Here is a 21,098-nt window from a genome sequence, read left to right as displayed (position 1 = left end):
CGGTGGCGTGCGGATCCACGCGAGGAGGTTCAGATGAGCCCGCTGGCCGACTTCCAGAACGAGATCTACCTGAAGGGGCTGGGCGACGTCCTGCCCGAGCTGCCGACCGACCTGACCAAGCTGGAGGCCCTCGCTGAGGCGCGCCTGTCGGCCCGGGCGTTCGGGTACGTGGCGGGCTCGGCGGGCAGCGAGTCCACCGCGCGGGCCAACCGGGCGGCGTTCGAGCGCCTGCGGATCGTGCCCCGGATGCTGCGCGACGTGGGCCACCGGGACCTGTCGGTGGAGGTGCTGGGGACGGCGCTGCCGGCGCCGGTGCTGCTCGCCCCGATCGGCGTCCAGTCGATCTTCCACCCGGAGGGCGAGCTGGCGGTGGCCCGCGCCGCCGCCGCGTGCGGGGTGCCGATGGTGCTGAGCACGGCCGCCTCGTTCGCCATGGAGGACGTGGCGGAGGCCAACGGCGCGGACGGCAAGCGCTGGTACCAGCTGTACTGGCCCAAGGACCGCGACCTCGCGATCAGTTTCCTGCAGCGGGCCAAGGCGGCGGGCTACACGGCGCTGGTGGTCACGCTCGACACGTTCACGATGGCCTGGCGGCCCCGCGACCTCGACCAGGCGTACCTGCCGTTCCTGCGCGGGATCGGTACGGCCAACTACTTCAGCGACCCGGTGTTCCAGAAGGCGGTGGGCGGGCCGGTCACCGACGCCAACCGTGACATGGCGATCCTGCACTGGGTGGCCAATTTCGGCAATCCCACGCTGACCTGGGACGATCTGGTGTTCCTGCGCGAGCACTGGGACGGCCCGATCGCGCTCAAGGGCATCCAGCATCCCGACGACGCCCGGCAGGCCGTCGACGCGGGGATGGACGGCGTGATCGTCTCCAACCACGGCGGCCGGCAGGTGGACGGCGCCATCGCCTCCCTGGACGCGCTGCCGGCGGTCGCCAAGGCCGTGGGCGACCAGGCCACGGTGCTGTTCGACAGCGGTATCCGTACCGGTTCCGACGTCGCCAAGGCGCTCGCGCTCGGCGCGAAGGCGGTGCTGGTCGCGCGGCCGTACGCCTACGGGCTCGCCCTCGGCGGCGAGGCCGGTGTACGGCACGTGCTGCGCTGCCTGCAGGCCGAGCTGGAGCTGACGATGACGCTGTCGGGGCACAAGACCCCGGACGAGCTCACCCCGGAGATCCTCGTTCCCGCCCACTGAGGGCCGCTCGAACGCCGGCCCATGACGGATGTCATGGGCCGGCCCCGCGAAACTCCCGGCGCACTCCTGACGCCCGTGACTGCAGGCTCTCGCCGCACGGCGCGAGAGTGGAGACATGGGCGTGAACGTGATCGAGATGCGCGGGGCAGGGGTCCGGTTCGGGGAGCGGTACGCCGTGCGCGACGCCTCGTTCGAGGTCGGCGACCGCGAGATCTGCGCGCTGCTCGGCCCGGTCGGTTCGGGCAAGACGACGCTGCTGGAGCTCGCCTCGGGGATCCGGCGGCCGACCTCCGGCGAGGTGCGGGTGCGCGGGGCCGACCCGTACCAGGACCGGGCGGAGCTGCGCACGGGCATCGTCTGGCGGGAAGGCGGGCTGTTCCCCGGCCTGACCGTCGCGGAAGTGGTGGACACCTGGCGGCGCTGGACGGTCGATCCGCTGTCGCGGGACGACGCCCTGCGCCTGACGGGTCTCGGCGATTTCGAGGACGTGCTCTTCGAGCGGCTGTCCCCCTGCGGGCAGCGCATGCTCGACCTCGCGCTCGCGCTGGTCAGGGGGTCTGACGTTCTCTTCCTGGACGAGCCGTCGGCGGGCCTGGACGACGTGGCCGCCCGGCAGGTCTGGTCGGTGCTGAGGAGACTGGCCGGGGACGGCGTCACGATCCTGCTGGCCACGCGCCACCCGCACGAGGCGCGGTACGCGGACCGGATCGTGGTGCTGGAGGAGGGACGCCTCGCGGCGACCAGAGCCTCCGTCCCGGCGCACCGGGCGGCCTGAACCACCGTGTCGCCCGAACCACTGGGCTGTCTGAACGCTGGGCGGCCGGATTCTTGTCGTGCCTGACACCGCCGGCGTGATCCTGGGCCGAGCCTTCGTCCGTATCAAGGCGTATGCGTACTCTGGGGTCCTTCCGCGACCCCAGAGCGCCGAGGCGGAGGCAGGCAGGCACGTGCAGCCCAGTATCCCGAGGCCGACCCGCATCGCCCTGACCATCGTGGGGCTGACGCTGGTCACGCTGGCGGGGCTCCTGCTGCCCGCGCTCTGGTACGAGCTGTTCGAGCGGCAGGACCTGGGCCGGGTCCTGCTGGGGCTGCTGTGCGTGACGGTGGTCTTCGCCCTCTACTCACGGCTGCTGTGGCTCAACCTGATGCGCCGTACCGTCCCGGCACACCGTCTGGGGCTGGCGACCATTACCGCCGTCTGCTGGTTGCTGCCGGCGTTGATGGGAGCAGAGTTCGGCTGGGGGAACGCCCTTGTCGTACCGGCGGGGCTCATCGCCGTGGTGCTTCCGCTGCGCGAGGCCATCGCGGTCACGGCGGCGGTGACGGTCCTGACCCCCGCCTATGGGCTGATGCTGGGCCTGCCTGCGCTCAACATCCCGTACCAGGCGTTCGGGATACCGGTCGCGGCGTTCTCCGGCTATGTGACCGTGTGGTTCTTCCACGTCGTCCAGGAACTGCGCGAGGCGCGTGCCGAGCTGGCCCGTTCCGCCGTGGGGGAGGAGCGGCTGCGCTTCGCCCGCGACCTCCATGATGTGCTCGGCCATAGCCTGCAGGCGGTCGCCCTACGCGCCGAGGTCGCCGAACGGTTCGTGGACCGGGACCAGGAGCGCGTCCGTAAGGAGTTGGTCGAGATCCAGCGAATGGCCCGGGAGTCCGTGCAGGACGTCCGCGAAGTGGTCCGCGGCTACCGGGCGACCTCCCTCCGTACCGAACTGGAGGGCATGTCGGCCGTCCTGCGTGCGGCGGGCATCAAGTGCGAGCCACCGGAGATCTCTCCCGACCTGCCCCCGCACGTCCACGAGCCGCTCGGGTGGGCCGCCAGGGAGGCCGCGACCAACGTGCTGCGGCACAGCGGCGCGACCTGGTGCCTGATCACGGTCTGGACGGACGGCGTCCAGGTCTGGCTGGAGATCGCCAACGACGGCGCGGGCCGCCGGTCGGTGTCATCCGGGTCCGCCGGGCCGGCCGGCAGCGGGCTGGCGGGGCTGGCCGAGCGGATCGCCGCCGCGAACGGGGAGTTCACCGCGGGGCCGGTCGGCGACGGCACGTTCCGGCTGGCCGCGGCCGTCCCGGTCGTCCCGGCCGCCGCGCCGGCGCCCGTGGTGAGGGAACCCGTGGTGAGGGAACCCGTGAGGGAGCCCGTGGTGGGGCCCGTGGTGGGGAACGAGGGAGCGGAATGATCCGGGTCCTGCTGGCCGACGACCACCTGCTCATCCGGGAGGCGCTGGTCCTGCTGCTGGAGACCGAGGACGGCATCGAGGTGGTGGCGGACGTCGGCCGCGGCGACGAGGCCGTCGAGCGCGCGCTGCGGCTCAAGCCGGACGTGGCGGTCCTGGACATCGACATGCCCGGCCTGGACGGGCTGGCCGCCGCCGAACGGCTGTCGGGCGAGCTGCCCGGCTGCCGGCTGGTGATCGTGACCGCGCACGGCCGGCCCGGCAACCTGCGCCGCGCGATGGCCGCGGGCGTGCGCGGCTTCCTCGGCAAGGACGCGCCCGGCCGGCGCCTGGCCGAGGTCATCCGGCAGGTCGCCGCAGGGGCCCGCTACATCGACCCGCAACTGGCCGCCGACGCGCTGGCCGCCGAGGAGTGCCCGCTGACGCCGCGCGAGCTCGACACGCTGCGGGCCGCCGCCGACGGCGTCCCGGTGGCGCGCATCGCCCGCTCGCTGGGGCTGTCGGAGGGCACGGTGCGCAACTATCTGTCGGCCGCGGTCACCAAGCTCGGCGCCGAGAACCGGCACGCCGCCGTTCGCGCGGCCCGCGATCTCGGCTGGCTGTGACGCCCCGCCTCCGGTGACGCCGAGCCTCCGGTGAGTCCGGTGAGCAGGGTCAGGCGCGGGCGAGGGCCTGGTCGAGGCTGAGCGTCTCCAGAACGGCGCCGTCGGCGTCCAGGGCCTCGATCGCCGGGGCCCGGCGGGCGCCCCAGACGACGGCGGTGTGGCCGTGGTCGGGCACCGGGAGCACGCGCTTGCCGACCCGCAGGTGGGTGACCTCGGCGGCCACGCGCAGCCGGACCTGGCTGACCCACTTGGCGCCCCAGGGCAGCAGGCGGTTGGCGTTGCGGACGGTACGGCCCGCCCCGTACCGCTGGAGGTGGGCGCCCAGATCGGCGGCGGAACGGCGGGCCAGGGGCTCGTCGGGGGCGCTGCCGCCACCGCCGCCCAGCTCCATCCACTCGCCGTCGCGGCGGTGGTACGTCCAGCCCTCGATGAACGGCGGAACGTTCCGCGGGATGGGGCTCTGATACCTCAGGAACGTGACAACGGCGATGTCACCGTCGACATCGAGGCCGAGCGGCAGGAACTCCATGCCGTCGTCGAAACCGGCCGGAGCGGACTCGGGCAGTCCGTCCTGCAGCACGCGCAGGCATTCCGCGTGCACCTCGTTGTCGTTCATCTACGGGGACCTCGGATCGAGCAGACAGGGGGAAGGGCCCTCCCCGCAGAGAAGGCCCTACGTCGGATTCACTCTAAAGGTCTGGGTCACTATGTTTCATCCGTCTCTTTGTACTCCCTGTCACCACGCTCGTTGTCAGGATGGGACTCCTGGTGGGCCAGGCCGCGGACGGCGAGGACGGCGCAGAGCGCGGCGGCCGGAAGCTCCGCCCCTGCGGCGAGGGCGATGGCGCCCGCCCGGCCGGACTCGCCGGCGGTCGTCACGTCGAACCAGGCGTCCATGACCAGGAGCGCTCCGGTGGCCGCGGCGGTCAGCGTGTGACGGTTATCACCCCTGATCAGAAGCGTCCCGGTGGCGACCAGCCCGGCGGCGATCACCGCGTCCAGCCCGACCCAGGCCAGCGCCCAGTTCGATACCTGGGCCGTGTCCGGAAGCCGGACCGCGAGCACGCCCATCCAGGGGATCAGCGCGGCGCCGCCGGCCATCAGGCCCCAGGCCGTCCAGCGCGTACGTCCCGCCGCGGCCCGGGCGCGGAGCGGGCGGCGACCGGGCCGGCCGGGAGGGGACGGCGGGCGGGAGAGCGGGCGGCGATCAGGGCGGGGTCTGGTCGCGGTGACGGCCATCGGAGATCTCCTCGGTAAGGGTGTCCGACCAGCCTTGCGGAGCGCGCCGTCACCGTCAGTAGCGCGGAAGTCCGGTTCGAGGGTGGTACCAGGTACACCCCGGTACTGGAGAACGCCGGATGGCGGCGCCGCGAGCCGGGCCATACGGTTCGTGCATGGCATCGGTCTCCCTGCTGCGGCGTGCCCGCGTGCACGCTCCGTGGTCGGCGGCGGCATGGCGGGACACCGTGTTCGCCGCCTCCGGCGTACCGCTGCAGTTCGGGGCCTGGACGATCATCGGTCTGCCTTGGCTGATCTGGGAGCCGGATGCCCCGCCGGCGCTCCTGCTGGCCTCCCTCGTCCCGCTGGCGGCCGTCCTCATGCTGACCCGTCCGCTGGCGTCGGCGCAGCGCGAACGGTGCTGGGCGATGCTCGGCCTGCACGTACCGGCGCCGACGGAACGGGCCGTACAGGCGATGTGGCGGCCGCTGGTCTACCACCTGGTCGCGGGTCCGGCGCTGGCCTTCGGAGCGCTGCTGGTGATCGCCGCCTGGACGGGCGGGGCCGGGCTGGCCGGGATCCTGGCGTACGCGTGGGCGCTGCCGGCGGTCGACCCGTTCCAGGCGGTCCCCCTCACACTGCTCGGGCTGGCGCTGCTGGCCGCCGCGCCCTGGCTCGCGCTGACCGTACGGCGGCTGGACACCCGGGCCGTCGCGGCCCTGCTCGGCCCGGACCGGGCCAAGGAGCTGGAACGCCGGGTCGAGGACCTGGCCGAGAAGCGCGCCGGGGTGGTCGACGCCGCCGACATCGAGCGCCGCCGGATCGAGCGCGACCTGCACGACGGCGCCCAGCAGCGGCTGGTCTCGCTCGCGATGAACCTCGGGCTGGCCCGCGAGACGCTGAAGGGCGTCCCGGACGAGGCCATGCAGGTGATCGTCGAGGCGCACGAGGAGGCCAAGGAGGCGATGGCCGAGATGCGCGCGCTGATCCGCGGCCTGCATCCCGCCGTCCTGGAGGACCGCGGCCTGGACGCGGCGCTGTCGGGCATCGCGGCGCGGGTGCCGCTGCCGGTACGGCTGCGGGTCGACGTCCCGGAACGGGCCTCGTCCACGGTCGAGGCGGTCGCCTACTTCGTGGTCTCCGAGGCCCTCACCAACGTGGTCAGGCACGCTCGGGCGTCCAAGGTCGAGATCGACGTCGAGCGGCGCGGCGACCTGCTGTTCCTGAGCGTGGCCGACGACGGGGCGGGCGGCGCCGATCCGTCCCGGGGCTCGGGCCTGACCGGGCTGGGCCGCCGGGTCCGGTCCGTGGACGGTACGTTCCGGATCGTCAGTCCCGCCGGGGGACCGACCACCGTGACCGTGGAGCTGCCGTGCGCATTGTGATCGCCGAGGACTCGGTGCTGCTGCGGGCCGGGCTGATCAAGCTGCTGGAGACCGCCGGATTCGAGGTCGTGGCCGCGGTGGGCGACGCGGACGCGCTGCTGGCGGCCGTCGAGGAGCACCGGCCGGACGCGGCGATCGTGGACGTGCGGATGCCGCCGGCCTTCACCGACGAGGGCGTCCGGGCGGCGCTGGTGATCAGGCGCCAGTGGCCGGAGGTGGCACTGCTGCTGCTGTCGCAGTACGTGGAGGAGCGGTACGCGACCGACCTGCTGTCCACCAACACCAGCGGGGTCGGCTACCTGCTCAAGGACCGGATCGCGGACGTGTCGACGTTCCTGGACGCCCTGCGCCGGGTGGCCGGCGGCGGTACGGCGCTGGACCCGGACGTGGTCGCCCAGCTGCTGCTGCGCCGCCAGAGCGACCCGCTCGACCGGCTCACCCCGCGCGAGCGGGACGTGCTGGGGCTGATGGCCGAGGGCCGTTCCAACGCGGGCGTCGCGGCCGCGCTGGTGATCAGCGAGAGCGCGGTCGCCAAGCACATCAACGGGATCTTCGCCAAGCTCGACCTGCCCCATGCCGAAGGCGACCATCGCCGGGTGCTGGCGGTGCTGCGGTTCCTGGGCGGTGATGCGTGACCGGTCCGGGGACGGGGCCGCGGCGGCGCGGCGTCTGGGTGGCGCTGGCGATCGGGACCGCCGTGGTCGTGGTGCTTCCTGCCGCGCTGTGGGTGTGGGGGATGGCGATCAGGCGGACGGCCACGGCGACGGACACCTACCGCCGCCCGATCACCGACGTGGAGATCGACGGGGGCGGCGCCCGGGTGACCGTCGGCCCCGGGACGGCGCGGCCTGGCACTGCGCAGGAGACGAGAGCGGCGCAGGAGACGAGAGTGGTCAGCCGGCTCACCTGGGCGCTGAGCAAGCCGAAGGTCGAGAAGATCTGGGCCGGCGAGCTGCTGCTGATCCGGTTCTCCTGCGACGGGGGCCGGTGGGTGTACCGCGACCTGGAGTGCGGGGCGAACATCGACGTCCAGGTCCCTCCCGAGGTGCGCGTACGGGTGCAGACGGGGTCGGGCCACGTCAGTGTGCGCGGGATCACCGGAGACCTCCGGCTGGAGGCCGGCTCGGGTGCCGTCGACCTGGCCGACGTGCGCGGGCGGATCTGGGCGCGGTCGTCCTCGGGCCAGATCAGCGGAACGGGCCTCACCTCCCCCTTGGTGGAGGCCGATGTGGGCTCGGGGCGGCTGGAGTTCGGCTTCGCGTCGCCGCCCCAGCGCGTGAAGGTGTCGGCCGGGTCGGGTTCGGTACGGGTGACCGTGCCGAGGGGCTCGTACTACCGGGTGGGCATCGAGGCGGGATGGGGCGCGGTACGGGTCGATCCCGCGCTGAACGATCGCTCCTCGCCCCGCGACATCGTGGCCAAGACCGGATCCGGGCAGGTCAGCATCGGTTACCCGGAGAACGGGTGAGCCGGGGGCACCCGCGCGCCCGAGATTTGCGTCATCTGCATGGGCCGGGTTTACTGATGACATGACCGCCGTACGCCGCCACCCCACGTGCCACCGCCCGCGCCATGCGCAGGCCATGGTGTGCCGTGCGCGCGGCCGGCGAATGTGTGAGCGCTGAGGGCCCCTGATTCGAGAGCCTCGCGCCCCGAAGCGAGTCACCGCCGACCCTGGCAGCCACACATGATCTTCGAACGCCACCGGCTGGGCCACGCGCCGTTCCCGCCCGGCCGCTCCTGACCGCGCGCCGCTCGTCCCGACCGCCCTGACCACCCGGGTCGCCGGCCGTTCCGGCCCGCCCGCATGCCCGCACGGATGATTCCCTGTGATTCAGATCAACAAGCTCCGGAAGGTCTACCGCAGCCGCGGCCGCGAGGTGACCGCCGTCGACGGCGTCGACCTGTCCGTCCGCGAGGGCGAGGTGTACGGCGTCCTCGGCCGCAGCGGCGCCGGCAAGAGCACCCTGCTGCGCTGCGTCAACCTGCTCGACCGTCCCGACGAGGGCCGGATCGTCGTCGACGGCCAGGACCTGCTGGCGCTGAACGGCGGCGAGCTGCGCGCCGCCCGGCAGCGGATCGGCATGGTCCACCAGCACTTCGGCCTGCTGTCCAGCCGCACGGTCGCCGGCAACGTGGCGTTCCCGCTGGAGGTCATGGGCGTCCCGCGCAAGGAGCGGGCAGGGCGGGTCGCCGAGCTGCTGGAACTGGTCGGCCTGACCGAGCACGCGGCGGTCTACCCGGCACACCTGTCCGGCGGCCAGAAGCAGCGCGTCGGCATCGCCCGCGCGCTGGCCGGCCGCCCCAAGGTGCTGCTGTCGGACGAGGCCACCTCGGCGCTCGACCCCGAGACCACCGCGTCCATCCTGGGTCTGCTGCGCGACCTCAACCGCCGGCTCGGCCTCACGATCCTGCTGATCACCCATGAGATGGACGTGGTCAAGCGGATCTGCGACTCGGCCGCGATCATGCGCGAGGGGCGCGTGGTGGAGTCCGGCCCGGTCCGCGACCTGCTGCTGCGTCCCGGTTCCGAGCTGGCCCGCGACCTGCTGCCGCTACCGGACACCGGCCCGTCCGCCGAAGACTCGACCGTGGTGGACGTCACGTTCGAGGGCGACAGCGCGGACCGCCCGTTCGTGTCCTCGCTGGCCCGTACCTACTCCATCGACGTCAACATCCTCGGCGGCTCCGTCGAGGAGATCGCCGGTACCCGGATCGGCCGGCTCCGGATCGAACTGCCCGGCGACCCCGACATCAACGCCGCCCAGCTCGCCCACCTGCGCGAGGCGGGGCTCACGGTCGAGGTGCACACTCCGGCCACGGCGTTGCCCGCCACCGGTCTCACACCCACCGGGCCGGCCACCACGGGCACTGGACTGGAGGCCCTGTCATGACCTGGGACGAGATGCTCCCACTCCTCCAGGAGGGCACCCTGGAGACCGTCCAGATGACGGTCTGGTCGACGCTGTTCACCGCCATCGGCGGGATCCTGATCGGCGTGTTGCTCGTCGTCACCGACCGGGACGGCCTGCTGCCCTCGCGGCCGGTCAGCGCCGCCCTCGGGCTGGTGGTCAACATCGGCCGTTCGATCCCGTTCATCATCCTGATGATGGGGATCATCCCGTTCACCCGGCTGGTGGTCGGCACCTCGATCGGGACGCAGGCGGCGATCGTCCCGCTGACCGTGTCGGCGATCCCGTTCTACGCCCGGCTCGTCGAGACCGCGCTGCGCGAGGTGGACCCCGGCACGGTCGCGGCCGCCCGCGCCATCGGCGCGTCCCGGCTGGAGCTGGTCCGCAAGGTCCTGCTGCGCGAGGCGCGGCCGGGACTGATCGCGGGCCTGACCGTCACCGTCATCGCGCTGATCGGCTACTCCGCCATCGCTGGCGCGGTCGGCGGCGGCGGCCTGGGCGACCTGGCCGTCCGGTACGGCTACCAGCGGTTCGAGACCACGATGATGATGGCGATCCTGGTGCTGCTGGTGGTCCTCGTGGCCCTCATCCAGCTGGTCGGCGACCTGTTCGTACGGCGCCTCACGCACAAGTGACGCCCCGTTCCTGAATTCCCTCACCTGCACCCTTCACCTTCACCGAGAAAGGCACCTGCCGTGCTGCGCAAGATCACTGTCGCCATCGCGTCCACCGGGCTGCTGTTCGGCCTGGCCGCCTGCGGCGGTTCCGGCAACGACGCCGGCACCCTCAAGGTCGGCGCCACCTCCGTCCCGCACGCCGAGATCCTCACCTACGTCAAGACGGACCTGGCGGACAAGGCCGGGCTCAAGCTGGAGATCGAGGAGTTCAGCAACTACGAGCAGCTGAACCCCGCCCTCAACGACGGCCAGCTCGACGCCAACTACTTCCAGCACCGCCCGTACCTGGCCGAGTCCAACCAGAAGACCGGGCAGAAGCTGGAGTTCGTGGCGGGCGTCCACCTGGAGCCGCTCGGCGTCTACTCCAAGAAGGTCACCAAGCTGCAGGACCTGCGCCAGGGCGCCACGGTCGCGCTGCCCAGCGACCCGTCCAACCTGGCCCGCGCCCTGAAGCTGCTGGCCGACAACGGCGTCGTCACCCTCAAGCCGGGCGCCGGCGAGGAGGCCACCGAGAAGGACGTCGCCGGCAACCCCAAGGCGATCAAGTTCCTGCCCACCGACGCCGCCGCGCTGCCCCGCCAGCTCGCCGACGTCGACGCCTCGGTCATCAACGGCAACTACGCCCTGGAGGGCGGCCTGACCCCGGCCAAGGACGCGCTGGCCGCCGAGAAGGTCGAGAGCAACCCGTACGTCAACGGGCTGGTCACCAAGGCCGAGGACAAGACCGACGCCGACGTCAAGAAGCTCGTCGAGCTGCTGGGCGGTCCCGAGGTCAAGAAGTTCATCGAGGACAAGTACAAGGGCTCGGTCCTGCCCGCCGCCTGATCGCGTGACCCTCAGCCGTCCGGGACGTTCCGCGGAACGTCCCGGACGGCTGAGGACTGTCCCGGGCGGCTGATAGGAATGCGCCCCATGGGTGTACATCAGAACCTCACGTCGTTCGCGGGGAAACCGGTCGTCGGCTTCGACGCTGAACAGGGCACGATCGAACCGGGGAGCGAGGCCCGGGCCGCCTGGCGGATCCGGACCGGGTTCGAAGGCACGGCATTCGACGAGATCTTCGCGCGCTTCCTGGACGCGGTGGAGTCCGCCGAGGTGACGGATCTGACCATCGGCTACTGGGGCGCCTCGTACGACAATGGCACCGTCGACCCGGTCGAGCCGCTCGTGGCCGCGATGGGGCGCCTGCCCAACCTGGAGGCGCTGTTCCTCGGCGACATCGTCGCCGAGGAGTCGGAGATCTCCTGGATCGAGCAGTCCGACGTCACCCCGCTGCTCGAGGCGTTCCCCCGCTTGGCGCACCTGGAGGTACGCGGCGGCACGGGGCTGGTGCTGCGCCCGTTCAAGAGCGATGTCCTGAAGACGCTGCGCTTCGAGGCCGGCGGGCTTCCCAGTGAGGTCGTACGGGCGGTCGGCGACGGCGAGCTGCCCCATCTGGAGCATCTCGACCTGTGGCTCGGCGCCACGGAGTACGGCGGGGACGCGCGGGCCGAGGACCTCGCCGGGATCCTGGGCGGCGCCCGGCTGCCGGCGCTGCGGCGGCTGGGCCTGGAGAACAGCGAGATCCAGGACGAGATCGCGGCGGCGGTCGCGGGCGCGCCGGTCGTGGCGCGGCTGGAGTCGCTGAGCCTGGCCATGGGGACCCTGACCGACACCGGCGCCGAGGCGCTGCTGTCGGGCCAGCCGCTCACCCATCTCCAGCGGCTCGACCTGCACCATCACTACTTGAGCGAGCCGATGATGGAACGCGTCCGCGCGGCCCTTCCCGGCGTCGGGATCGACCTGGAGGGCCAGGAGGAGCCCGACGAGGACGACGGGGAGGAGTGGCGGTACGTCGCGGTGTCCGAGTGAGTATGGAAATGTCCCGGTTCAACGGCGGCGGATCAGCGGTGGCTGGTAGGACGGTTCCCGACGATCACTCGAACGGGGACCCATGACGATCCACGAGCATCTGACCGACTTCGACGGCCTGCCGGTCAGGGAGTTCCTCGGCGCCGCGGCCGATCTTCCCGCCGCCGGCGAGGTGGCCTGGCGGCTGACGATCGACGAGGACGAGGAGGGGCACTTCGGCGTGCTCTTCGAGGAGTTCCTCGGCGCCGTCGACACCGAGCGCGTCACCCATCTGGTCATCGGCTGCTGGACGGTCACGCTCGACGCGGGCGACCCGTACCCGCCGGACCTGCTGATCAAGGCCGCGGACCGGTTCCCGGCGCTGCGGGCGCTGTTCTTCGGTGACATCGTGATGGAGCAGCAGGAGATCTCCTGGATCGAGCATGGCGACATCACCCCGCTGCTGCTGCAGTTCCCCGGGCTGGAGCGGCTGGACGTGCGCGGCGGCGCGGGCCTGGAGTTGCGGCCGTTCCGCAGCGAGGCCCTGAAGGTGCTGCGGTTCGAGTCCGGCGGGCTGCCGCCGCAGATCGTCCGTACCGTGGCCGGCTGCGAGCTGCCCGCGTTGGAGCGCCTGGACCTGTGGCTCGGTTCCCGGTCCTACGACGGCGACACCGCGGTGCCCGATCTCGCGGAGATCCTCGGCGGCGAGCGGCTGCCGGCGCTGCGGCATCTGGGCCTGGAGAACAGCGAGATCAGCGAGGAGATCGCGGTGGCGCTGGCGGGCGCGCCGGTCGTGGCGCGGTTGGAGTCGCTGAGCCTGGCCAAGGGCGTGTTCGGCGACGCCGGCGCGGAGGCGCTGCTGTCCGGGCAGCCGCTCACCCATCTCCAGCGGCTCGACCTGCACCATCACTACCTGGGCGAGCCGATGGTGGAACGCCTCCGTGCCGCGCTGCCGGGCGTCGAGATCGACCTGCGTGAGCCGCGGCGGCCGGCGCGTGCCGACCAGCGCTACATCTACGTCGCGGAATGACCGTCCCCCCACTTGGAAGACACCATGAACGATGACTACCTGACCGAGTTCGCCGGACTGCCGCTGGTGAACTTCACGCCCGAGACCGAGCCGGACGAACCGCTCCCGCCCGCAGCGGACGTCGCCTGGGCCGTACGCGGCGACTGGGGGGACGAGCGGTACCCCGACCTGTTCGCGCGCTTCATGGACGCCGTCGACACCAGCCAGGTCACCGCCCTGGTGATCGGCTTCTGGGGCTGGGACGACGTCGCCGGGCTCGGCGCGCGGACGCTGGTCGAGGCCGCGGACCGCTTTCCGAACCTGCGGTCGCTGTTCCTGGGCGAGATCGTGGACGAGGAGTACCACGTCTCCTGGATCCCGCACGAGGACATCACTCCGCTGGTCGAGGCCCTTCCGGGCCTGGAACGGCTGGACGTGCGCGGGAGCGCGGGCCTGGCGCTGAGCCCGTTCCGGAGCGAGCGCCTGAAGGTGCTGCGGTTCGAGTCGGGCGGGCTGCCCGTCGAGGTGGTGCGGGCGGTGGCCGCCAGCGACCTGCCCGTCCTCGAACACCTCGACCTGTGGCTGGGCGACCAGATGTACGGCGGCGACGCGGACTATGAGGACGTCGTGCCGTTCCTGGAGGGGGTCCGGTTTCCGGCGCTCCGCCGGCTCGGCCTGTGCAACAGCGATCTCCAGGACGAGATCGCCGAGGGGATCGCGTCCGCCCCGGTCGTGGCCCGGCTGGAGTCGCTGGACCTCAGCCTGGGGGTGCTCACCGACCGGGGGGCCGAGCTGCTGCTGGCGGGGCAGCCGCTGACCCACCTGACGAGCCTCGACCTCCACCACCACTACCTGTCCGAGCCGATGATGGAGCGGCTCCGTGCCGCGCTTCCCGGCGTCGAGGTCGATCTCGGCGAGCACCAGGGCGAGGCGGAGTGGGACGGGACCGACTGGACGACCTCGATGTACGTCGCGCTCGCCGAATGAGATTCGCCGTCGTCGGGACGCCGGGGGACCGGCGGGCGGACCTCTTCGCGGCCGCGTGCCGGTCGGCCGGTCTGGCCGCGCCACAGGTGATCGCCTGGCGGGACGTGCTGCGCGGCACCGCGCCCGAGATCGCGCCGGGCTCGCTGGTCCGCGCCGACTCGCCGGGCGAGGACGCCGAGGTCGACGCGATGCTGCGCGGCCCCGGCGATCCGGCCCGGGTGGGCGGCGGGGCGCGATGGTACGCCTCGTTCACCGCCGGTCTGGAACGGGTCGCGGCGGCTGCGTCCCGGTCGGGCGCGCGGCTGCTCGGGGACGTGGACGAAGTCGCGGTGATGTTCGACAAGCGGCGCTGCCATGCCCTCCTGTCGGCCGCCGGTGTCCCCGTACCGGAGGCCCTGCCGCCCGTGTCGTCGTACGCCGAGCTGCGCGAACGCATGGCGGAGACGCGGATGCACCGCGTGTTCGTCAAGCCCGCGCACGGCTCGTCCGCTTCCGGTGTCGTGGCGTTGCAGACCGCGCCCGGCCGGATCAGGGCGACCACGTCCGCCGCGCGTGCCGGCGCGGGCTACGTCAACTCGCTGCGCGTCCGGACGTACGAGACCGGGCCCGAGGTGGAGCACCTCATCGGCGCGCTCGCCCCGGACGGCCTGCACGTCGAGCGCTGGCTGCCCAAGGTCGCGCTCGACGGCCGCGTCCTGGACCTGCGCGTGGTCGTCATCGCGGGGGAGCCGACGCACGCGGTCGTCCGTACGAGCCGTTCGCCCATGACCAACCTGCACCTGGGCGGGGCGCGCGGCGATCTGGGCGCCGTCCGGCAGGCCATGGGGGAGGACGGCTGGCGGCGAGCGCTCGACGTGTGCGCGCAGGCGGCGGCCTGCTTTCCCGGCAGTCCCATGGTCGGTGTCGATCTCCTCGTCCGACTCGGCTGGCGCGGGTGCGCGGTCGGCGAGGTCAACGCCTTCGGTGATCTACTGCCCGGCCTGACCGGATTGCCCGGATCCGGCGCCGATGGGTTGGACACCCACACTGCCCAGGTCAGAGCCGCCCTGCGGAGGAATCAAGCCACATGTACGACATGAACGAGATCATCGGCGGCCATGATCTGCTGCTGGTGACACTCGACACCTTGCGCTACGACGTGGCCGCCGAACTCGCCGCCGCCGGCGAGACCCCGACGCTCGCCGGGCTGCTCCCGGACGGCCGCTGGCAGAAGCGGCACACGCCCGGGAGCTTCACGTTCGCCGCGCACGCCGCGATGCTGGCCGGTTTCCTCCCGACGCCCGCCAGCCCGGGGCCGCACCCGCGCCTGTTCGCGGGCCGCTTCCCCGGCAGCGAGACGACCGCGCCCGGCACCTGGACGTACGACGCCGCCGACATCCCCACCGCCCTCACCGCGATCGGCTACCACACGGTCTGCGTCGGCGGCGTGGGCTTCTTCAACAAGCGCACACCGCTCGGGTCCGTCCTCCCGGGCATGTTCGCCGAGAGCCACTGGGAGCCGGAGTTCGGCGTGACCGACCCCGCCTCGCTGGAGAACCAGATCGCCCGGGTGGCCGAGATCGTGGCCCGGCAGCCGGACGGCCGGCGCCTGTTCCTCCTGCTGAACGTGTCCGCCCTGCACCAGCCCAACTGGTTCTACCTGGACGGCGCCACCCGCGAGCACGGCGACACCCGGGAGAGCCACGCCGCCGCGCTCCGCCACATCGACCGGCATCTGGGCGCGCTGTTCGCCCTGATGCGCCGCCCGTCCTTCGTGATCGTCTGCTCCGATCACGGGACCGCGTACGGCGAGGACGGCCATACCGGGCACCGGATCGGCCACGAGGCCGTCTGGACCGTTCCGTACGGGGAGTTCACGCTGACATGACCGGACCCTACGAGAGCTACGTCTACGCATACCCGCACAAGACGGCCTACCGCCCCCTCGATCCGCGCCCCTCGCTGCACGACGTGTGGGCCAAGGAGGAACGCGACGCGCTCTTCCTCTACGTGCACATCCCGTTCTGCGAGATGCGCTGCGGGTTCTGCAACCTCTTCACCCGTACGGGCGCGCCCGAGGAGCTGACCGGCGCCTACCTCGACACCCTCGAACGCCAGGCCGCCGCCGCGCAGGACGCGCTCGGGGACGCCACGTTCGCGACGGCCGCGTTCGGCGGGGGCACCCCGACCTACCTGAACCCGGACGAGCTGGAACGGCTCTGCGACATCGCCGGCCGCTTCGGCGCCCTCGGCTCGATCCCGCTCGGCGTGGAGACGTCCCCGGCCACCGCCACCGCCGACCGCCTCGCCGTCCTCGCCGACCGCGGCGCCACCCGGATCTCCATCGGCGTGCAGAGCTTCGTCGACGCCGAGGCCCGCGCCGCCGTACGCCCCCAGAAGCGCGCCGAGGTCGAGGCCGCCCTCGACCGCATCCGCGCCGCCGGATTCCCGACGCTCAACATCGACCTCATCTACGGCATCGACGGCCAGACCCCCGCCACCTGGCTGCACTCCCTGGACGCCGCCCTCGCCTGGCGCCCCGAGGAGCTGTACCTCTACCCCCTGTACGTACGGCCCCTCACCGGTCTCGGCCGCCGCGCCCAGACCGTCCGGGACTGGGACGATCAGCGCCTGGAGCTGTACCGCATCGGCCGCGACCATCTCCTCGCGCGGGGCTACGAGCAGGTCTCCATGCGCATGTTCCGCCTCCCGGGCAGCGGTGCCTCCGGGACGGAGTACTGCTGCCAGACCGACGGGATGGTGGGGCTCGGCTGCGGCGCCCGCTCCTACACCTCCGAGCTGCACTACTCGTTCGAGTACGCGGTGGGGGCGGGCCAGGTGCGCGCGATCATCGACGACTACGTCCGCGAGACCGACTTCACGACCGCCCGCGTCGGGTTCGCGCTGGACGCCGCCGAACGCCGCCGGCGCCATCTGATCCAGTCACTGCTCCAGGTCAGCGGGGTCGACCGGGTCGGCTACAAGGAACGCTTCGGTGCCGACGCCGCCGACGACTTCGATCTGACGCCCTACGCGGACAGGGGCTGGCTCCAGCAGGACGAGTCGGTCATCCGGCTCACCCCCGAAGGGCTCGCCCACTCCGACGCCATCGGCCCCGCCCTCTTCTCGCCGCGCGTCCGTGCGCTGATGGACGCCTACGAGGCCCGCTGATGGAGCATCTGACGATCCTCTACCGGGGGCCGCTCGAGAGCTGCGACTACGACTGCCCGTACTGCCCGTTCGCCAAGAGGCGCGACACGCCCGAGCAGCTGCGCGCCGACCGGGCCGCCCTGGAGCGCTTCACCGGCTGGGTCCGCGAGCAGGAGCACAGCGTATCCGTGCTGTTCACGCCGTGGGGCGAGGGCCTCGTACGTTCCTGGTACCGGCGAGCCCTCGTGGACCTCAGCCACCTTCCCCAGGTCGAACGCGTCGCGATCCAGACCAATCTGAGCCACCGGATCGACTGGACCGCCGACGCCGACCTCTCCCGGCTGGCGCTGTGGGCCACGTACCACCCGGGTCAGGTCCCGTACGAGCGGTTCCTCGGCAAGTGCCGCGACCTCGCCGCGCGCGGTGTGCGGTTCAGCGTGGGCGTCGTCGGGCAGCCGGAACATCTGGGCGCCGCCCGCCGCCTGCGCGAGGAACTGCCGTCCGAGGTCTACCTGTGGGTGAACGCGGCAGAGGGCCGTACCTACACCGATGCCGAGGCCGCCGAATGGACGGAGCTCGACCCCCTCTTCGGTCACAGCCGCGACCCGCATCCGAGCAAGGGACTGCCCTGCCGTACGGGCGAGACGGTCATCTCCGTGGACGGCGAGGGGACGGTACGGCGCTGCCACTTCGTCCCGGCGGTCCTGGGCAACCTCTATGACGGGACGTTCCGTACGGCCCTCCGGCCCCGGCCGTGCCCCCTCGACGTGTGCGACTGCCACATCGGCTATGTCCACCTGGAGCCGCTCGGCCTGTACGACGTGTTCGCGGGCGGCGTTCTGGAGCGCATCCCCGTGTGGAGAAGCCCCGTGTGGAAAAGCATGGAGCGGATGTCCCCTGATGGTTAGGGAAGTGCCATCGGGAGACACCCGCTCCATGCGGGCCGGGACGGGCCCGGCCGGTCTCGGTTGCGCCGGTCCCGGGCGCTGTCAGGTCTGCCGTTCCGGCTGGTAGTCGCGCGCTTCCAGCCCGAACGTCCAGGCGACGCCCTGCCGCGCGGTCTGCGTGGTGGGCGGGACCCGCAGGTAGTAGGTACGGGAGGTGCCGTCCGGCTCGGGGGTGGAGTTGACCACCTCGACCATGAGGATCGGCTCGTCCCCGGGCATGTCGATCTGCCAGAGCACCCCGGTGCTGTCGCGCTGCCTGGGCGTGGCTCCGGATTCGGCCAGGTAGCGGTCATAGCCGTAGATCTCCAGCATGACCCGGCGCTGCTCGGCGTTCTCCTCGGCGCGGATCCGCTCCAGTGACAGGTCGGTCAGCGACGCGATGAACCCGGCGGGCATCGGCATGCCGCGCCAGGCGTGCAGGGCGAACCCGTCGGCGTAGCCGAGGGCGGGGCCGTCGCCCCGGTGCAGCCGCCCCGGCTCGTCGCGGTGCAGGTCGAGCGGCCGCTCGGAGACGATCGCGATCCGCTCGTACGGCCACCACCAGCCCGCCGCCCGCGCGACCGCGGCCATCCCGGCCGGGGCGCCGTCGAGCCGGCCCAGCGTGTCGGCCAGGGACAGGAAAGGGGCGTCGTGCTGGCCGAGCACGGCGTCGAGGGTCGCGGCGCGCAGCAGGGACGAGGTCGGGAAGTCGTCCCCCGCCAGGTCGCCGATGCCCTGCCTGATACGCGCGACCAGGTCGCTGACGGGCCCCCAGAGCCGGCCGCCCGTCTCGGCCCAGGTGCGCGCCCACAGCTCCGGCCCCAATTCCTCGGCGATGGCCGTGCGGGTGCGTTCCCACGCGACGGTGCGCACGGCGTCGCGGACGCTCGCGCCCGCCTCGCCGGGATCGAACAGCGCCAGGACCGGCTCCACGTACTCGCCCAGGTCCGCGCCCTCCAGAGCCTCCCGGTGGCCGCCGATCAGCGCGGCGGCGAACGCCCCGTACACGGGCGAGGGGACCCAGACGATCTGCTCGGGTGCCGCGAGACCGGCGGCGGCGTAGGCCGTGCGGACCCCGGCCTCGGCGCGCTCGCGCTCCTCGGGACCGGTCGGGCCGGAGGCGAACGCGGCCGCCTGCCAGCCGAGGACGATGTCGGCGCGTGCGGTCATCGGAGTGGTCGTAGGAGTCGTCATCGGATCAGTCCGCCACGACGCGGACCGAGCCCGGCACGTACTCGCGCTGCCGGATCACCCGGAACCAGCCCTTGGGCAGCACGATCTCGGCGTGCTCCTCATGCACGAGCCGCCCGCCCGACGGCAGGTGCAGGTGGTCGGGCGTGCTCGGGTCGCCGTCGCTCAGCAGCGTGCCCGGCGAGCTGATCGCGTGGGCGTGGCCGGTGGCCTCGCCCAGCGCGAGCACCATGCGCCCCCGGCCGTCGCGCGGCGCGGCGGGCTGATCGCGCACGGCCTGCGGCACGTCCTCCTCGGGGACGGGCAGGACGAGAATGTCTCCCTGTCGGTACATGCGCCGCAACGTACCTGCCCCCACCGACATTTCGCCGTGGCGGAAGGAAGGAACAGTCGCCGTGGCGGATCGGCGGGTCAGTAGCCGCGGGTCCGGCGGGCGGCGGGACGGGCCCAGCGGCCGGAACCGCCGAAGCCGACGCGCTGGAAGGCGCGGACGAGTTCGCCGCCGAGATTGACCCCGGCGCCGAGCGCGAGCGCGACCGACAGGGCCCCGATCAGGCTGAGCATGCCCTCCTGCGGGTCGCCGGTGTTGAGCTCGACCAGGCCCCGGTACAGCAGCGTCCCCGGCAGCAGCGGGGCGATGGACGGGACGACGTAGGGCAGCACGGGGGCGTGCCGGCGGCGGGCCAGCATGCTGGCCAGCAGGCCGATGATGATGGCCGCGATGGCCGAGCCGAGAACGGGGGTCACGTTCCAGCTCCGCAGCACCACGTACATGGTCCAGATCAGCGCGCCGCCCACCGCCGCGGCGAACAGCACCTTCCTGGGGGCGGCCAGGGACACCGCGAACGCCAGCGACACCGCCGCAGCCGCGAGGATGGGGATCGGCGCGAAAAGGGCCGGGGCCTGCGGCAGATGGTCGACACTGACATCGACGTTCAGCCGGACTGCCACGTACACGACCATGCCCAGGCCGGCCACGATCGCGGCGATGATGAAGAAGACCTCCAGCAGCCGGGCGCCCGCGCTGACCAGGTCGCCGGTGATGCCGTCCTGGATGCTCGCCACCAGCGGGCGCCCCGGCAGCAGCGCGAGGATGGCGCCGGTGACCACGCTGGAGGCCTCGCCGGGGTTGCCCAGCGCCACCACCGTGACGGCGGCCGTGGCGGCGATCGCCGAGGCCACCAGCAGCTGGAAGAACTCGGCCATGCCGCGGCGGGCCAGCGCGGCCGCGGCGCGATCGCCGAGCATCGTGGACACGAAGGCGGTCAGCGCGATCAGCGGCCCGCCGCCGACCAGGATGGCGGCGGAGGCGGAGATCAGGCCGAACGAGACCACCAGCAGCCAGGGCGGGTACGGGGCGCGGCCGCGCTTGATCTCGTTGAGCCGCTCCAGCGCCTCCTCCTGCTCCAGCATGCCGATCGAGGCGTCCTGGACGAGCTGGTGCAGGGCGGTGAGGCGCCAGTACGCGGGGGTGCGGCGCCGGATCGCGCGGGCACCGGTGACCGGCAGCGCGCCGCCGCCCGGATGCGCCGAGACGAGCAGGCTGGTGAAGGAGACCTGGACCTCGCAGCGGGGCAGCTCGTAGGCGACCGCGATGCCGAGCATCGCCTCGTTCACCCGCTCGGTGGACTCGCCGCTGGCCAGCAGGAGCTCACCGACGCGCAGCACGAGGTCGATGGTCCGGGCGTTGACGATCTCGCTGGGCTCGTCTTCGGGCGGTTCGGGTGGGGCGCCCTCCATCAGGGTGTGCCACGTCTGCCGCAGGCGTTCCGCCGCCCGCCCCATGACCGGTGCCATGTCCTCCGCCCGTTTCCCCACTGATCCGTCCGGAAGAGTACCCCTCAAGCGA

General features: G+C 72.5%; 22 protein-coding genes. 17 read left to right on the top strand and 5 right to left on the bottom strand.

Going from position 1 to position 21,098, the window contains the following annotated elements:
• Positions 1 to 33 precede the first annotated feature (33 nt).
• The 4 genes from ACH34Q_RS09100 (at position 34) to ACH34Q_RS09085 (ending at position 3,985) form a co-directional block, all read left to right on the top strand.
• The gene (locus ACH34Q_RS09100; RefSeq protein WP_395982344.1) at positions 34 to 1,203 is read left to right on the top strand and encodes a lactate 2-monooxygenase; all 1,170 of its coding nucleotides are present in this window, start codon (positions 34 to 36) and stop codon (positions 1,201 to 1,203) included.
• A 115-nt stretch (positions 1,204 to 1,318) separates the two neighbouring features.
• The gene (locus ACH34Q_RS09095) at positions 1,319 to 1,978 is read left to right on the top strand and encodes an ATP-binding cassette domain-containing protein (RefSeq protein WP_395982343.1); all 660 of its coding nucleotides are present in this window, start codon (positions 1,319 to 1,321) and stop codon (positions 1,976 to 1,978) included.
• Between the two features lie 172 nt (positions 1,979 to 2,150).
• Positions 2,151 to 3,383, top strand: a complete 1,233-nt coding sequence (locus ACH34Q_RS09090; RefSeq protein ID WP_395982342.1) for a sensor histidine kinase — start codon at positions 2,151 to 2,153, stop codon at positions 3,381 to 3,383.
• On the top strand, positions 3,380 to 3,985 hold the full coding sequence (locus ACH34Q_RS09085) for a response regulator (protein WP_395982341.1): 606 nt from the start codon (positions 3,380 to 3,382) through the stop codon (positions 3,983 to 3,985). The genes ACH34Q_RS09090 and ACH34Q_RS09085 overlap by 4 nt, the downstream gene beginning before the upstream one ends.
• A 49-nt stretch (positions 3,986 to 4,034) precedes the next feature.
• Here ACH34Q_RS09085 and ACH34Q_RS09080 read toward each other — a convergent pair whose 3' ends face one another.
• Together ACH34Q_RS09080 and ACH34Q_RS09075 are read right to left on the bottom strand one after the other, a co-directional pair.
• Positions 4,035 to 4,601 (bottom strand): hypothetical protein, encoded by a 567-nt coding sequence (locus ACH34Q_RS09080; RefSeq protein WP_395982340.1) that lies wholly within the window; start codon positions 4,599 to 4,601, stop codon positions 4,035 to 4,037.
• An 89-nt stretch (positions 4,602 to 4,690) separates the two neighbouring features.
• Positions 4,691 to 5,224, bottom strand: coding sequence for a hypothetical protein (locus ACH34Q_RS09075; RefSeq protein ID WP_395982339.1), 534 nt, complete (start codon positions 5,222 to 5,224; stop codon positions 4,691 to 4,693).
• 155 nt (positions 5,225 to 5,379) lie between these two features.
• Here ACH34Q_RS09075 and ACH34Q_RS09070 point away from each other — a divergent pair, with 155 nt between their 5' ends.
• The 13 genes from ACH34Q_RS09070 (at position 5,380) to ACH34Q_RS09010 (ending at position 18,040) form a co-directional block, all read left to right on the top strand.
• On the top strand, positions 5,380 to 6,588 hold the full coding sequence (locus ACH34Q_RS09070) for a histidine kinase (protein WP_395982338.1): 1,209 nt from the start codon (positions 5,380 to 5,382) through the stop codon (positions 6,586 to 6,588).
• Complete coding sequence (locus tag ACH34Q_RS09065) at positions 6,576 to 7,223, top strand: response regulator (RefSeq protein ID WP_395982337.1); 648 nt, start codon at positions 6,576 to 6,578, stop codon at positions 7,221 to 7,223. Before ACH34Q_RS09070 ends, ACH34Q_RS09065 begins: the two co-directional genes overlap by 13 nt.
• Complete coding sequence (locus ACH34Q_RS09060; RefSeq protein ID WP_395982336.1) at positions 7,220 to 8,056, top strand: hypothetical protein; 837 nt, start codon at positions 7,220 to 7,222, stop codon at positions 8,054 to 8,056. The genes ACH34Q_RS09065 and ACH34Q_RS09060 overlap by 4 nt, the downstream gene beginning before the upstream one ends.
• Before the next feature lie 361 nt (positions 8,057 to 8,417).
• A complete protein-coding gene (locus ACH34Q_RS09055) occupies positions 8,418 to 9,482 on the top strand; it encodes a methionine ABC transporter ATP-binding protein (RefSeq protein WP_395982335.1) in 1,065 nt (354 codons plus the stop codon).
• Positions 9,479 to 10,135 (top strand): methionine ABC transporter permease, encoded by a 657-nt coding sequence (locus ACH34Q_RS09050; protein ID WP_395982334.1) that lies wholly within the window; start codon positions 9,479 to 9,481, stop codon positions 10,133 to 10,135. The genes ACH34Q_RS09055 and ACH34Q_RS09050 overlap by 4 nt, the downstream gene beginning before the upstream one ends.
• A 60-nt stretch (positions 10,136 to 10,195) precedes the next feature.
• A complete protein-coding gene (locus tag ACH34Q_RS09045) occupies positions 10,196 to 11,002 on the top strand; it encodes a MetQ/NlpA family ABC transporter substrate-binding protein (RefSeq protein WP_395982333.1) in 807 nt (268 codons plus the stop codon).
• An 87-nt stretch (positions 11,003 to 11,089) separates the two neighbouring features.
• On the top strand, positions 11,090 to 12,028 hold the full coding sequence (locus ACH34Q_RS09040; protein WP_395982332.1) for an STM4015 family protein: 939 nt from the start codon (positions 11,090 to 11,092) through the stop codon (positions 12,026 to 12,028).
• An 82-nt stretch (positions 12,029 to 12,110) separates the two neighbouring features.
• On the top strand, positions 12,111 to 13,037 hold the full coding sequence (locus tag ACH34Q_RS09035; RefSeq protein WP_395982331.1) for an STM4015 family protein: 927 nt from the start codon (positions 12,111 to 12,113) through the stop codon (positions 13,035 to 13,037).
• Positions 13,038 to 13,061: 24 nt separating this feature from the next.
• Positions 13,062 to 14,003, top strand: coding sequence for an STM4015 family protein (locus tag ACH34Q_RS09030; RefSeq protein ID WP_395982330.1), 942 nt, complete (start codon positions 13,062 to 13,064; stop codon positions 14,001 to 14,003).
• The gene (locus ACH34Q_RS09025; RefSeq protein WP_395982329.1) at positions 14,000 to 15,082 is read left to right on the top strand and encodes an STM4014 family protein; all 1,083 of its coding nucleotides are present in this window, start codon (positions 14,000 to 14,002) and stop codon (positions 15,080 to 15,082) included. The genes ACH34Q_RS09030 and ACH34Q_RS09025 overlap by 4 nt, the downstream gene beginning before the upstream one ends.
• Positions 15,079 to 15,870, top strand: coding sequence for an STM4013/SEN3800 family hydrolase (locus ACH34Q_RS09020; RefSeq protein WP_395982328.1), 792 nt, complete (start codon positions 15,079 to 15,081; stop codon positions 15,868 to 15,870). Before ACH34Q_RS09025 ends, ACH34Q_RS09020 begins: the two co-directional genes overlap by 4 nt.
• Positions 15,867 to 17,153 carry an STM4012 family radical SAM protein gene (locus ACH34Q_RS09015; RefSeq protein WP_395982327.1) on the top strand — a complete coding sequence of 429 codons (1,287 nt, stop codon included), beginning with the start codon at positions 15,867 to 15,869 and terminating at the stop codon, positions 17,151 to 17,153. The genes ACH34Q_RS09020 and ACH34Q_RS09015 overlap by 4 nt, the downstream gene beginning before the upstream one ends.
• On the top strand, positions 17,153 to 18,040 hold the full coding sequence (locus tag ACH34Q_RS09010; RefSeq protein WP_395982326.1) for an STM4011 family radical SAM protein: 888 nt from the start codon (positions 17,153 to 17,155) through the stop codon (positions 18,038 to 18,040). The genes ACH34Q_RS09015 and ACH34Q_RS09010 overlap by 1 nt, the downstream gene beginning before the upstream one ends.
• Positions 18,041 to 18,121: 81 nt before the next feature.
• Here the strand turns inward: ACH34Q_RS09010 and ACH34Q_RS09005 are convergent, their stop codons facing one another.
• The 3 genes from ACH34Q_RS09005 to ACH34Q_RS08995 form a co-directional block, all read right to left on the bottom strand.
• Complete coding sequence (locus ACH34Q_RS09005) at positions 18,122 to 19,228, bottom strand: DUF6745 domain-containing protein (RefSeq protein ID WP_395982325.1); 1,107 nt, start codon at positions 19,226 to 19,228, stop codon at positions 18,122 to 18,124.
• 28 nt (positions 19,229 to 19,256) lie between these two features.
• A complete protein-coding gene (locus ACH34Q_RS09000; protein WP_395982324.1) occupies positions 19,257 to 19,583 on the bottom strand; it encodes a hypothetical protein in 327 nt (108 codons plus the stop codon).
• A 77-nt stretch (positions 19,584 to 19,660) separates the two neighbouring features.
• Positions 19,661 to 21,046 (bottom strand): threonine/serine exporter ThrE family protein, encoded by a 1,386-nt coding sequence (locus tag ACH34Q_RS08995; protein ID WP_395982323.1) that lies wholly within the window; start codon positions 21,044 to 21,046, stop codon positions 19,661 to 19,663.
• Positions 21,047 to 21,098: the final 52 nt, after the last annotated feature.

Origin of the sequence: Actinomadura sp. 9N407, from assembly GCF_044326315.1 — a bacterium.
Taxonomy (GTDB): Bacteria; Actinomycetota; Actinomycetes; order Streptosporangiales; family Streptosporangiaceae; genus Spirillospora.
Note: the sequence above shows the minus strand (reverse complement) of the source record. Positions and strands in the feature narration are given on the sequence as shown.